The sequence below is a fragment of the Candidatus Methanoplasma termitum genome (assembly GCF_000800805.1).
Lineage (GTDB): Archaea > Thermoplasmatota > Thermoplasmata > Methanomassiliicoccales > Methanomethylophilaceae > Methanoplasma > Methanoplasma termitum.
On record NZ_CP010070.1, the window covers coordinates 1408172 to 1420976 of the forward strand.

Consider the following 12805-nt stretch of genomic DNA (forward strand, 5'->3'; position numbering starts at 1 on the left):
CTATCTTAACTCCTTATTTTTGGGAATCCAAAGAATGCATGTATATGGTTAGTGCGGCTCTTATGGTAGTGGTCATAATAATACCCTTTGTTCGTATTATTAAAATAGTGATTTTCTGGCCCAACTAAATCAGCGCCCAAATTTGCTGCCCTGAGGGCTATATTCCTGGCATCCATTTCCTTTAGCGAATAAACTCCTATCAAATCAGCGGTTAGCTCAATCTTCATGATCGAGAGTGCAGCTTGTTCGGAAATACTCACAGTTGAAATGTATACAAAGCCATTTGCTGTATTAATCGCAGCAAAATAGTATTTTCCTGTCTGTGGGTTACTGCTTTGAATCGTTACTAGATTATACTTTACGCCATCTACTTCTGCAGTATTGTCGGAAAAATTCACTTTAAGCTTTGCAACTGTCTTTTCAGAACCATCGTTATATTTTTCTTTTTGTTCAATGATGTATCCGGTTGCCACGTAAGCGATAGCTGCTACAACTGCAACGACAACTAACGGGACAATTATAGGAGCCAAAACTGCCACAATTACTGGTATAAGAACAATAAGAAATGCAAAGCACTCTTCAACGCCTTCTTGTAATTGAACCTCTTTAACAGAGTATGTGACCCCGCCTATTGAGAATAGAACGTCGTCGGGGACGCTCCATGCTATGAAGGATACTGTCTCGAGGAGTTCTCCATCCTGATAAACATCCGCACTTCCTTCGGCACTTGTTCTTTTTGAGCTGGTTTTCAATTTGACATCGATATGATTTTTATCGTTGTTTGTTTTTTCATTCTTCATTTGTTCCGTTGATAGGTCTGAAGGGTTTGACGGCGTGCTTCCAACAAAGGTCATTGAGCCGTCATCGTTTGTTGAGAGATCGTATTCTGTGAATTTTTCAAATGCAGATGGATCGATTTGTTGTATAGGTGTGTCAAAATCTACTGTTTTGACATATTGTTCGCCAACAATATTCTCATTGTTGATATTCGGTACTATTGCTCCAAGAAATGCTGCTGAAAGCAGCAACACGGAGGCAAGAATCGTGAAGTTGACGGTGGTTGCCTTCATGATAATTATAGAACTATATTATATATATATATAATCTTATTGTGTTTACCAAAAACAATAACCACCATAATTGTGATAATCCTTAAAGTAAATTATGCGCAAGCAATTTGCCGCCTAAGGCCATGCTGGATAAAGAGAAACGTAGAAATAAAGAAAGGTATTGAAAGAGGTTTTTCACACCGGTCGGCGGGGGAGTCCTTCAATCTACGCTGATGCTCTGGATCTCGTGGTGTCTGTTCACGATATCCCTTGCGATGCGAAGATTCTTTCCGGCCTTACCGATCGCACGCCCCTTGAGCTTGGGGTCCACTGTGATCGTGGCATGGGTGATGTTCCCGCGTTGCTCGATAACGACCTTTTGAGGATTGTATATGTGGAACACGTTTTTCACAAACTGCTCGGGATCCTCCGAATACTCTACGACCTGGATGTTCTTCCCGGTCTTTTCTTTCAGTTTTATGACGTGTTCCCCTTTCTTTCCGACCGCGATGTTCCCCTGTCCTTTCTCCACCACGAACACCAATTTATCATCGGCATCCATGCAGTCGATCGGGCTGGCCTTGGTTATTGCTGAGAACAGCGCTATGTATCTGAGGGTATCCTCATTTAGTACGATATCTGTTGACATGGCTCTCACAGCGTTAAGATGTTGGAAGAACCCTTGTCAATGACGGCCAGGGCTGAAACTGAGAATGGTTTACCGCAAAGGGCTCCCAACTCCATATTGTTTCCTTCGAAGACGTGGACTTTCACGTCTATGTCCCCCGTCAGCATCTTGCTGGGGCAGTTCCTTGACAGGATGACCATTTGGGCCTTTCCCGCCTTTATTGCTTTCTCTGTCTGGTCGATCCCGAACTCCACCTTTCCGGTGGTGATCGCGGACTTCAATGCTCTGCTTATATCGATTTTCTCGCTCATTCATTCTCCCCCTTTTTGGGTGTGTAAATAAGGTTTACTGCGCCGGTCCCTAACGTTACCGGCTGTCCTACTATGATGTTTTCGGTCACTCCTTCCAGACTGTCGACCTCTCCGACCATCGCCGCATGCAACAAGTGCGCGGCGGTGATCTCGAATGCCGCTCTGGCCAGGACCGATGACTTCTTTCCGGATACTCCGTGCCTTCCGATCGCTTTGACCTGACCGTCATTGGTCATGAGGTCTGCCACCAGCATGATGTGTCTTATATCCACATCCAGACCGGCTTCGCCCAGAGTTCCCATGGCCTCGCGGATGATGGAGTTCCTCGCCGCCTCTATTCCCAGGACGTCGGCCACTTCGAGTATGCTGTTAGTCATGACCTTGTTGGCGTTCACCCCTTCTATCTTGAGAACTTCTTTCAGATTGCTTCCTTCGGTGATGATCTTCCAGGATCCCCCGACCCTGCTGAGGACCGCTCTGGATATTCCGTCTATTCCCTTTATCTTGGCGGTCTTGACGGCATCGTACATCGCCTGCAGCTTTTTGTATGAAGGTTCGTCGGAGGTTATCACTATCTGGTATCCCGAAAGTTTTACCATTCCGCGTACCTGTTTTATTTTATTCAGGCGGTCGACTATGTCCTCGGCCTCCAGGCCGCGCTGCTCCATCTTCCTTGTGTTCGGCGTGACAACTAAGCGCATATTCGTTATGTCCGTCTCGACAGAAGCGATATCAAGGAGCGACGTAACCTCTATCTCCGATGCTACGTGCCTTGCCACTCCCTCATCCTCTGCGGCCATTCCCGTAAGCGGGATGTCCATGGACGGCGTGCTGGGAACGCGTCTCGCATCCACGATCTCGATCAGCCTGGGCAGACCCTGAGTAACGTTGATGTTCGCCACACCGGCGTAGTGGAAGGTACGCATGTTCATCTGTGTACCCGGTTCTCCGAGCGAGTGCGCCGCCATCACTCCGGTGGACTCGTTCTTGTCCATCAGGTGGGATGTGTACATACGGTTAGCGGTCACGATCAGTTTTTCGCATATCTCATCGCTGAGATCCGCCGCCTCGATCGCACTCGAAATGTCGGTTACGATCTTCATCGGGAGGAATATCCCAAGCTTTTTGATGATGGCATTGAGCCTGTTCTCGGTTACCGAGAACACATACTCGCGGTAAACCTCCTCCATTACCTCGTTCTTCGGTTCGGGTACCGGTTTCTTAGTCTTCACGGGTGCTGCGGCAGTGCGTGTGGTGCGCTTGCCTATCTTTGACTGGGTCGCCTCCGCTTCCGCCTCCGATATTCCGAGAGCGACGAGTTCCTCGATGCTTGCCGCGGAAATGGCGCTCAGGGTGCTGTATTTGGTCAGAAGAAGCACTGCGACCTCTTCGCTGATATCTCTGCTTGTAAGTGCTTTAAGCGTATCCTTCTTTGCCATTATTCGCTCCCTCCTTCAAAGTCCGTCTCGATGTCGTCGTACTCTTCCCCTTCTTCCTCTTCCGTATATTCCATTTCGTCCTTCTCCCTCGATCCGTAGTCGTCCCCGGAGGCCGAATTATCTATCTTGAGAAGGGTGTCCGCTTCGTCGCCGAGCACTTCCGCGAATAGATCATCGAGATCTATCGCTTTTCCCCTTACGGTCCTGGACGGATCCACTCCGTCCTCTCCGTACTTGAACTGTATGACCGTGCCGACTGTGTTCCTGACGGTGCCGTCCGCTGTCAGTTTGAGATCTTCAAGCGCGGAAACAAGCCTTCTCTGCATGTAACCGGACCTTGACGTCCTGACCGCGGTATCGACAAGTCCCTCTCTTCCTCCCATAGCATGGAAGAAGAACTCCGTAGGCGTCAGACCCGATTTATATGAGTTCGAACAGAAGCCTCTCGCATGTGCTCCGAGATCCCCTTTCTGGAAGTGGGGGAGTGTTCTGTTCCAGTATCCTCTGGACAGCCTTTCTCCACGAACTGCCTGCTGACCGACGCAGCCTGCCATTTGCGATAGGTTGAGCATCGATCCGCGGGCGCCCGCTTTCGCCATCACTACTGCGGGGTTGGAAAGACCCAGATGAGTTCCTGCGATCTTTCCCGCCTGGTCACGCGCCTGGCCGAGTTCGCTCATCACTCTTACCTCAAGCGTCTCCCTGAGAGAACGTCCGGGCATCTGGTCGAGGGTCCCGTTCTGATATGATTCGACGAGTTCCGTCACGCTGTCGACGCGTTCCTGGATGTTGATCGCTATCTGCAGCGCCGCCTCTTCCGGGATGTCCTCGTCCCCGATGCCTGTGCTGAACCCGTGGTTCATAAGTGCGCCGAGAGCCAGCCTCGTTACTTCGTTGATGAACTTGGCCGCTCTTTCGGAGCCGTAGTCGCGTGCGATCCTGTCCAGGATCTTTCCTTTACTGTTACCTATCCCCTTTACATCGATCGTACCGCACAGCAGCTGTCCGTTGCGTATCTTCACATATGCATCGAACTCGCAGTTCTCCCTCTTGCATACGTTGCAGTTCTGGCAGATGTTCGCTTTGAAGGTGGTCCTGAAGTCGCTGGGAAGTACTATCGAGAACAACTGCCTCCCGGTCCAGTACTCATTCCCTTTTTCGTCGACCATAGGCTTGGGTATCTCTATGTCTTTGAGCTTAGAGAGTATGTCCATAGCCTCTGCGCTGCCGAACTTCGGGTTGTTGTGTGTAAGGAAATACGCCCCGGTGATGTGATCGTGGATGGCGCCTATGATCGGTCCGCCGTATCTCGGAGAGAGGATGTTCTCTTGGACCTGCATCAGAATGCGTGCCTCCGCGCGTGCCTCGTCCGACTGCAGGACGTGAAGGTTCATCTCGTCCCCGTCGAAATCCGCATTGTACGGCGGGCAGTCGCAAAGGTTGAACCTGAAGGTCCTTCCGTCCATTATCCTGACGCGATGCGCCATCATGGACATCCTGTGAAGCGACGGCTGCCTGTTGAACAGAACAACGTCCCCGTCCATCAGCTGCCTCTCTATCACATAATCGACGGCGATGTTCTCGGCGACCTCCGCCGCATTACGTTCCGTGACCCTGATCCTCCTTCCGTCGGACCTTATCACATAGTTCACGCCGGGAACATAGCCTTTCTCCATAGAGGGTTCGGGCCCGCGTGCGATGAGCGTCCTGAGTTTTCCGATGTTGTGCTCGTTGACATGTACCGGAACGGTCAGCTCCCTCGCCGCAAGGTATGGGACTCCTACTTCGTTAATAGAAAGAAGGGGGTCGGGAGATATCACTGTACGGGCCGAGAAATTGACACGCTTACCCGATAGGTTCGACCTGAAACGCCCCTCTTTGCCTTTCAGCCTCTGTGCCAGCGTCTTAAGCGGACGGCCGGACCTGTGCCTTGCCGGAGGTATTCCCGATGTCTGGTTGTCGAAGTATGTTGTAACGTGGTATTGCAGAAGCTCCCAAAGATCTTCGACGATCAGCTGAGGCGCGCCTGCGTCACGGTTCTCTCTCAGCCTCTGGTTGATCCTCAGGACATCCACGAGCTTGTGCGTGAGGTCATCCTCTGACCTGTCTCCGGAATCCAGAGTGATCGACGGCCTTACCGTCACCGGGGGCACGGCGAGAGCTGTCAGCACCATCCATTCAGGTCTGCAGGTCGCCGGGTCCATTCCGAGCGTCTTCAGATCCTCGTCGGGAATGCGTTCCAACCTTTCGCGCACTTCTTTCGGTGTGAGTTTGTGGTTATCGTCCACTTCCCTGAATGTCGTGGGCTTGTCGAGTTTGATCTTGATCTGTTCTGCTCCGCAGTGCGGGCAGATGCCTTTGGTCGATGCGTCCTTTGCCGTCTCTTTGGAGAAGTTCTTCAGATCGATCGTTCCGCCGCCGAGGTCCTTCATTTCGGACATGTCGTCTCTGCGGGACTCTATCTGTTCGGCTGTGAGCATGATCCTGCCGCAGTTGCGGCATGTGCTCTCAAGCATCAGTTTTATATCTTTTATGAAACCGACGTGGATCACCGGCATGGCCAGATCGATGTGGCCGAAGTGTCCGGGGCACTCGTCGACCTTGCGTCCGCAGGTCTTACACCTGAGTCCGGGCTCGATCACACCCATGTGCGAATCCATCAATCCCATCTCGATGGGGTATCCCTCGTCATCGTACGTGTCCGCGGTGATGATCTTCGTTGCGGACATCTTCCTTATCTCGTCGGGCGAGACGCAGGAGAACTTTATCGACCCTATCCTTTTCGTTATACCGCGCATCATGTTAGGTCCTCCAGCTGAAGCCTCATAGCAACACCGAGAGACAGAAGTTCATCCATCAGCAGTTTGAAGGCATAGGATGTCTGCACGAGATATATGCTTGAATTGTTCTTACATACGGGACAGTACAGCGAGCCGTGCCTGTCCATTATTGCGATGTGCCCGCATGTGGCGTTGCCGCAGATGTACTGCTGTGTGCCGTCCGACTCATCGAGCAGGCGGTCCTTGATCACCATTGCGGCGCCGTGACCGATCAGACAGTCACGCTCCATCTCACCGAATCTTAGACCTCCCTGTCTGGAGCGTCCCTCGGTGGGCTGCCTTGTGAGTATTTGGACCGGCCCTCTGGAACGTACATGCAGCTTTCCGCTGACCATGTGGTGCAGCTTCTCGTAGAAGATCACTCCCGTGTAGACCTCGGTCTGGATCAGTTTTCCTGTCCTTCCGTCGTACATCGCTTCCTTCCCGTGCATGCCGAAACCGTTCCTTACCAACGCATCGCGTATCGCACCCTCTCTTTCTCCGGAGAATGCCGTTCCGTCGATGATGCGGCCTTCCATCGCACCGACCTTACCTGCTATCATTTCCAGTACGTGTCCGATGGTCATACGGGACGGTATCCCGTGGGGGTTGACAACAAGATCCGGAGTCACACCTTCCGCTGTGAACGGCATGTCGCACTGGTCCACCAGTCTTCCAATGACACCTTTCTGTCCGAATCTGGAACAGAACTTGTCGCCGAGCTCCGGGATCCTTTCGTCCCTTACTTTAACACGCACAAGTCTTGAACCGTTCTCCGACTCAGTCACCATCACAGAGTCGACGTATCCTTTTTCTCCGGGCCTTACGGTCACGGATGTTTCCCTTCTTTTCTGAGGGGTCAGGAAGTCCGTCTCTTCCTCCAGGAATCTGGGGGGAGATGTTTTTCCTATCAGGACATCGCTTCCGGAAACTTCCGATTCCGGAGATATGAGTCCGTCCTCGCCGAGCGACGCGTATGCGAAGTCGGCACGCGCACCCATTATGTCGGGCGACGGGATCTCGAAATGATCCTCCTGTCCGCCCGGGTAGCGGCGCTCTTCCGCACGGTACGATCTGAGGAAGCTTGACCTTCCGAGACCTCTCTGCACCGAGCTCCTGTTCATGACCAATGCATCTTCGATGTTGTAGCCGTGGTATGACAGGACGGCAACGCAGAAGTTCTGCCCCGCGGGCCTGTGGCTGTATCCCATGAACTCCATTGTCTGGGTCTGTACCATCGGTACCTCCGGGTAATGCATAACATGTCCCCTTGTGTCCGGCCTGATACGGTAGTTCGATGCGGGTATACCGAGAGCCTGCTTCGCCATTCCCGCCCCCATTGTCACACGGGGTGCGGAGTTGTATTCCGGATACGGGACTATTCCCGACGCAACGCCGAGTATGACCATCGGGTCTATCTCCATGTGCGTGTGGTCCCTTGTTATCTTCGCTTTGACCGCGAAATCCTCTCCGCACCACTTACACCTGAGAACGGGGGATTCCTCCTGTCCGGGGTTCAGCCAGTCGACGTCCATTTCCGACAGGGCATGTTTACAGTGCTCGCATCTCTTAGGTACGTCATAGGCGTCCACGACAACGAGTGTGTCCTCTTCTTCCTCGGCGTCCATCCACTCGACTATCCCTTCTTTGAAGAGGGTGTTCCATGTGACCTTTCCTTCGCGTATTCCCTCGAGGTGCTTCCTCGTGAGCATGGTTCTGCCGTCCTTTAGGATCAGGAGCGGACGTCTCAGACGTCCCTCGTCGCAGTTGATGATCACTTCTTTCATTTCATCGTCGTGGCGTATGTTGATGCAGTTCGAAAGGAGACCGTATCTTCTGCGGTCCCTTATCTCCGACACGAGTTTGTCGGCATCCCTGTGTGTTCCGACCAGGTCACCGTTGATGTATATCCTGGTCCCTTCCTCTTTAACGGGACCGAGACCGAGCTCCCTGAGCATCCATTTCACATCTTTCTCGGAGAATCCTTCCGAGACATCTATTATCAATGCAACGTTCTTGACAAGACCGCAGTTCTGTCCTTCGGGGGTCTCCGACGGGCACAGTCTGCCCCATTGAGTGGGGTGCAGGTCACGAGCCTCGAAGTGAGGCTGGCTTCTTGTAAGGGAGGATGTCACCCTTCTCAGGTGGGACATCGCCGACAGATTCGATGTTCTGTCCAGAAGCTGAGATACACCGGCGCGTCCGCCCACCCAGTTACCCGTTGCGAGCGCGTGAAGCAGTTTGTGCGTCAGAAGATCCGGCCTTATCGATGAGGATATGTTCAACTCGCTCTTCTTCCTGCCCCAGTTCCTTTCCAGCTGATATTTAAGGTCCTTCATCAAGCTGCTGAAGCTTGTTCTGAACAGGTCTTCCATCAGATCGCCGGAGAGTTTCAGCCTCTTGTTCGCATAGTGGTCCTTGTCATCCTCTTTCCTCTTTTTGAGCGACAGCTCGAGTACTGATCTGGCTATGCGTCCGAGGAAGATCGCTTTCTTCATGCGGTCGGCCTCTGTGTCCCCGAGGTGGGGCAGAAGCGAGCGGTCCAGGATGCTTTCGACCTTCTTTGTCCTGTATTCCTTTGCCTGCCCGGCGGCGAAGTTCCTCTCAAGGAAGAGTATCGCATCTTCTTTTGTGTGGTATCCGTTCGGCGGGTAGGCTTTCTTGTCAAGCGAGTTCTCGATGTTCGCATAGACTATGTTGGCCATCGCATCGTCCGAGACTATTGTATCATAAATTTCCGCATCGGACTCCATTCCGAGCGCTTTCATAAGAGCGATAAGAGGTATCGAGCCGGATGCGACAGGGACAGATACCATGACCATCCCGTCCTTCTTCTTCTCGACGAGCGTCAGCGCACGGTATCCGTCCTTCTGGGAGAACACTTTTGCCAGCTCTACGGAGGCTCCGTACTTGTCGTTGTATTCGACCATCACTCTATTGGGGGCCAGATCCTCAAGCGTGATCAGGACCCTCTCTGTCCCGCCGATAATGAAGTACCCTCCGGGTTCTTTGGGATCCTCTTTCTGTTTCACCAACTCGGCCAGATATTCATCCTCGGAGAGTTTGCGTTCCATGTTCTCCTCCATGACCTTGTGGTTGAGGTTGCATCCGTTCGACTTCACCATCATCGGAAGGTCGCCGACATGGACCCATCTCTCGTTCTCCGGCATTTCTTTTTCAACGCCGTCCTCGTAAACTTCGAATCTGACGAAAACAGGCGAAAGATAGTTGAGGTTCCTGAGCCTGGCCTCCATAGGTGTGAGCTCGTGGCTGTAGCCGTTGGCCTCCATGACCTTCGGCTGGTCTATTTTGATAGTGGGCTTCGACTGGGGGTCGATGTGTCCGTCCTCATCCCTCTTCCTTCCGATCCTTATCTCTATGTTCTTCCCGCCTGTGCGTTCGGGATCTAACTTAATTACACCGCGCTCGGCGTCGTCCGTGGGGACCCTGATGTCGTCCACGATCTTCTGCATCCTGCTGTTCGGGTTCCTGTTTGTGGCGAGGAAATCATCGAACGATGCGATATGGTGGTTCACAATGTTCTTCTCTGCGAAATATAACTTAACCAACTCTCTCAAATGATCACCCCTTCGTCACAAGCCTGTAGGCCACAAATTCCTGCGTTGTCTCGCTTTTTCTCACGATCTTGACCACGCGCCCTTCGGCTATCGGCCCATGTATGCTTTCAAGCACCCTGATGCCCGCATCATTGTTCCTTATCTTCGGAAGCTGGTCGTAAGTCATCCCCATTTCTGTAAGGATCTTCTTGGCCTCTTCCTCCGATAAAAGATGGTGTTCGGGTACAAGGTCGTGCTTGAGCACGTTAAATGAAATATTGTCTGCTGCCACTTTTACACCTGCCACTATTAATATCCGCTTTGTCAGCGGGAACCCCCGTTTAAGAAATACGCTTTTGTCATTCCTTTCCTCATACTTGATCTTGCCACTGATCGCTCATGAAGACTCTCAGCGGGCCTGAAGGGATTCGAACCCTTGACCACCTGATTAAAAGTCAGATGCTCTACCTAGCTGAGCTACAGGCCCTTAGATATCTTAAGCTTGTAATGCGTGAGCAATCCTTCATTGTATATAATATCTCGCTGAAGTTTTTGCCGTTCCATGCAAACAAAACAAAGTAAAGCGCCACCGAGGACATCTTTTATCGTCAACCTCTGTTTCTTACAATTCGCTTAACAGGAAGATTAGGTGGGCCCAGCCGGATTTGAACCGGCGACCACTCGGTTATGAGCCGAGCGCTCTACCTGTCTAAGCTATGAGCCCCTTAAAAGGAGTATGGCGCCGTCGCACGGGATCGAACCGTGGACCTTGTGATTAACAGTCACACGCTCTACCTACTGAGCTACAACGGCCTGTGGAAAAAGCGAAAGTGTGCCGCATATTAAATAATTACGTTCACCGCCGGCACCTTGAGCATTAAAAAATACATAAACCCAACAATATGCACATTAAAATAAAGGTTCCGTGATGCTGACCCCAAGTGAATATTTGATCTTTGAAAAGGAAAGACTGCCGTATCTGTCAGCATTTCTGACGATATGTATGGTATGGGGCCTCAGCCTCGTCGTTGCATATGACCTTCTCGATACCGGGATCCCGCCGATATTTTTGATAGCGGTGACATACGGCCTCGGTGCGGTGACCCTTATTCCCGCGAAGTTCGCATTCAGGTCCGTCCCGAAAATAAGCAGGGACGAATGGAGATACGGAGCGTTGGTCGGGGCGATAATCTTCCTGGCCTTCGGGCTCCAGACAGTGGGACTTTTGTATACGACACCTGCCAAAAGCGGCCTTTTGACCGTACTGTATGTTCTGTTCGTTCCGATAATAATCGCGTTGATCCAGAAAAAAATATCATGGCTTTCCGTCTTATTTGCGTTAATTGGCTTCATGGGAGTGCTGATCATGTCCGGGATCACCGGCGGTGATGCTTCGATGAACATCGGGGATGTTCTGACGATAATCTGCGCCGTGATGTTCGCCATGCAGTTCGTAGCCCTTGAGAAATATTCTCCCCGCCTTAATGCCGTGAATTTTACGCTGGTGCAGATGATCACGGCCGCGGCCATAGGTATAGCCGTCAGTCTGGTCTTCGAGAACGGCCAATACAACAATATGGGCCTGATAGGGTCCTGGCTCGGTCTTGTTTTCATGGGTTTCATCGTCACCGGTCTTGGGTTCTATGTGCAGACCGCGGCCCAAAAGAAGATCCCTTCGACGACGATAGCGATAATGTGCTGCACAGAGTCGGTCTTCGCAGTGATATTCTCATGGGCGCTCGGTTACGACATCATAACCATACCTCTGTTCGTAGGCGCTGTTCTGATCGTCGCCTCCACCGTCCTTTCGTCGATATATGAGAGAAGAACTCTTATTTCCTAAAAACTAAGATCATTTCTGTTTTATTTTGTTGATCCGTTCTATCAACTCGTCAAATCTGACAGACACTTCTTCCATGAACTCTTCGTACTTATCGGACACCATCGCACCGTCGTTCGTCGCAATGATCAGACCTTCCTGTTCAAGGAGCCTGAGCGAATACCTTACTTTATGTTTAGGTATCCCAAGGACCTCTGAAAGCTTGATTATCCCGATCGGCTGCTTCTCTTTGGTGACCTTGAGCATCTCGATGTGCCTTTCGATAAGGTCGACCTCTTCAAAAGCACGATCGAAGATAGATGCCACTCCCGCCATGATAATGAATAGCACTGTTTGTTATTAATCATAGTGCCAACGGTGTAACGCCCGCTTGACGATCTTCAGCGGCCGTACCACTTCTGTGTGCCCCACTTCGTATAATTCACCCAATATCCTTGCGTGAACGATCCGCAGCAGTCCAATGCTTTCTTCTCGGCATTCGGACCGCGGTGGGTCTTATAGCAGCCTAAGCACTGCCATCTCAGTTCAAGGGGCTTGTTCTTCGCCATCGTCCCTAAATCATTGATTCCGTTAATAAAACTTGGCAAGCTGTCCTACCAAAAATATAGTAATTTATTTAAGAACTGTTATATACGTTTATTCAGATTAGGGAGAACCTTTATGAACAGAATCAAGGTCATTAATGAACCGTCAGAGCTTGTTCCGATGCTGAGGTCAGTTGATACTCCCATAAAAAGAGATGTATTGAAAGAGGTGACCTTGGAATGGAGGACCGCGGACGACATTGAGAAAAAGTTCGGCCCGGCGGGCAGGGATGCCTTGGTATTTTTTGAGAAGATGAAACTTGTTGAAACACGTTGGCTTTCCGTGAACGGCGGATATCCAGAAAAATCATACCACACATATTACACATCGTTCAACATAAACGCACAGTGGCCCGTCTATGAGATAAGCGACGTTCTGACCGCGGCGATGATGAATGATGAAGAATATGCGGAGATAGAAACAAAGATCCTTGCGGAAGTGGGGAAGAGCGGTCGTTTCTCGGGAGATGTGGCGGAGGTCCTCGGGCTCTCTTCGACAATGCTGAAGAGCCTCGTAAGAAGGTCTGTGAAAATGGACTATCGCGGCCACAGGATAGAACCTATCAGAGAAGAGTAAG

General features: G+C 51.3%; 11 protein-coding genes and 3 tRNA genes. 2 read left to right on the forward strand and 12 right to left on the reverse strand.

Going from position 1 to position 12805, the window contains the following annotated elements; all coding sequences use genetic code 11:
• Positions 1-5: 5 nt before the first annotated feature.
• The 10 genes from Mpt1_RS06845 to Mpt1_RS06890 all read right to left on the reverse strand — a co-directional run bounded on the left by Mpt1_RS06845 (position 6) and on the right by Mpt1_RS06890 (position 10616).
• On the reverse strand, positions 6-1070 hold the full coding sequence (locus tag Mpt1_RS06845) for a hypothetical protein (protein WP_048113392.1): 1065 nt from the start codon (positions 1068-1070) through the stop codon (positions 6-8).
• A 199-nt stretch (positions 1071-1269) separates the two neighbouring features.
• The gene (locus tag Mpt1_RS06850; protein WP_048113394.1) at positions 1270-1698 is read right to left on the reverse strand and encodes a NusA-like transcription termination signal-binding factor; all 429 of its coding nucleotides are present in this window, start codon (positions 1696-1698) and stop codon (positions 1270-1272) included.
• Between the two features lie 5 nt (positions 1699-1703).
• Positions 1704-1988: a 50S ribosomal protein L30e gene (locus tag Mpt1_RS06855; protein WP_048113396.1), complete on the reverse strand. Its 285-nt coding sequence runs from the start codon at positions 1986-1988 to the stop codon at positions 1704-1706.
• Positions 1985-3427, reverse strand: coding sequence for a DNA-directed RNA polymerase subunit A'' (rpoA2, locus tag Mpt1_RS06860; protein ID WP_048113398.1), 1443 nt, complete (start codon positions 3425-3427; stop codon positions 1985-1987). The genes Mpt1_RS06855 and rpoA2 overlap by 4 nt, the downstream gene beginning before the upstream one ends.
• Positions 3427-6225 (reverse strand): DNA-directed RNA polymerase subunit A', encoded by a 2799-nt coding sequence (locus Mpt1_RS06865; protein WP_048113400.1) that lies wholly within the window; start codon positions 6223-6225, stop codon positions 3427-3429. Before Mpt1_RS06865 ends, rpoA2 begins: the two co-directional genes overlap by 1 nt.
• Positions 6225-9824, reverse strand: a complete 3600-nt coding sequence (locus Mpt1_RS06870) for a DNA-directed RNA polymerase subunit B (protein ID WP_048113402.1) — start codon at positions 9822-9824, stop codon at positions 6225-6227. Before Mpt1_RS06870 ends, Mpt1_RS06865 begins: the two co-directional genes overlap by 1 nt.
• A gap of 4 nt (positions 9825-9828) precedes the next feature.
• Positions 9829-10095, reverse strand: a complete 267-nt coding sequence (locus tag Mpt1_RS06875; RefSeq protein ID WP_052399373.1) for a DNA-directed RNA polymerase subunit H — start codon at positions 10093-10095, stop codon at positions 9829-9831.
• 121 nt (positions 10096-10216) lie between these two features.
• A tRNA-Lys gene (locus tag Mpt1_RS06880) sits at positions 10217-10290 on the reverse strand.
• A gap of 163 nt (positions 10291-10453) precedes the next feature.
• Positions 10454-10527: transfer RNA gene (locus tag Mpt1_RS06885), tRNA-Ile, on the reverse strand.
• Between the two features lie 13 nt (positions 10528-10540).
• A tRNA-Asn gene (locus Mpt1_RS06890) sits at positions 10541-10616 on the reverse strand.
• Positions 10617-10731: 115 nt separating this feature from the next.
• On the opposite strand from Mpt1_RS06890, the gene Mpt1_RS06895 reads away from it, so the two are divergent.
• On the forward strand, positions 10732-11646 hold the full coding sequence (locus Mpt1_RS06895; RefSeq protein ID WP_048113409.1) for a DMT family transporter: 915 nt from the start codon (positions 10732-10734) through the stop codon (positions 11644-11646).
• Positions 11647-11655: 9 nt separating this feature from the next.
• Here the strand turns inward: Mpt1_RS06895 and Mpt1_RS06900 are convergent, their stop codons facing one another.
• Both Mpt1_RS06900 and Mpt1_RS07765 read right to left on the reverse strand, forming a co-directional pair.
• On the reverse strand, positions 11656-11958 hold the full coding sequence (locus tag Mpt1_RS06900; protein ID WP_082007286.1) for a hypothetical protein: 303 nt from the start codon (positions 11956-11958) through the stop codon (positions 11656-11658).
• 65 nt (positions 11959-12023) lie between these two features.
• Entirely contained in the window at positions 12024-12191 is a 168-nt protein-coding gene (locus Mpt1_RS07765; protein WP_193354114.1) for a hypothetical protein, read from the reverse strand.
• Positions 12192-12303: 112 nt separating this feature from the next.
• Here Mpt1_RS07765 and Mpt1_RS06905 point away from each other — a divergent pair, with 112 nt between their 5' ends.
• Entirely contained in the window at positions 12304-12804 is a 501-nt protein-coding gene (locus Mpt1_RS06905) for an ArsR family transcriptional regulator (RefSeq protein WP_048113411.1), read from the forward strand.
• The last annotated feature ends 1 nt before the right edge of the window (position 12805 follow it).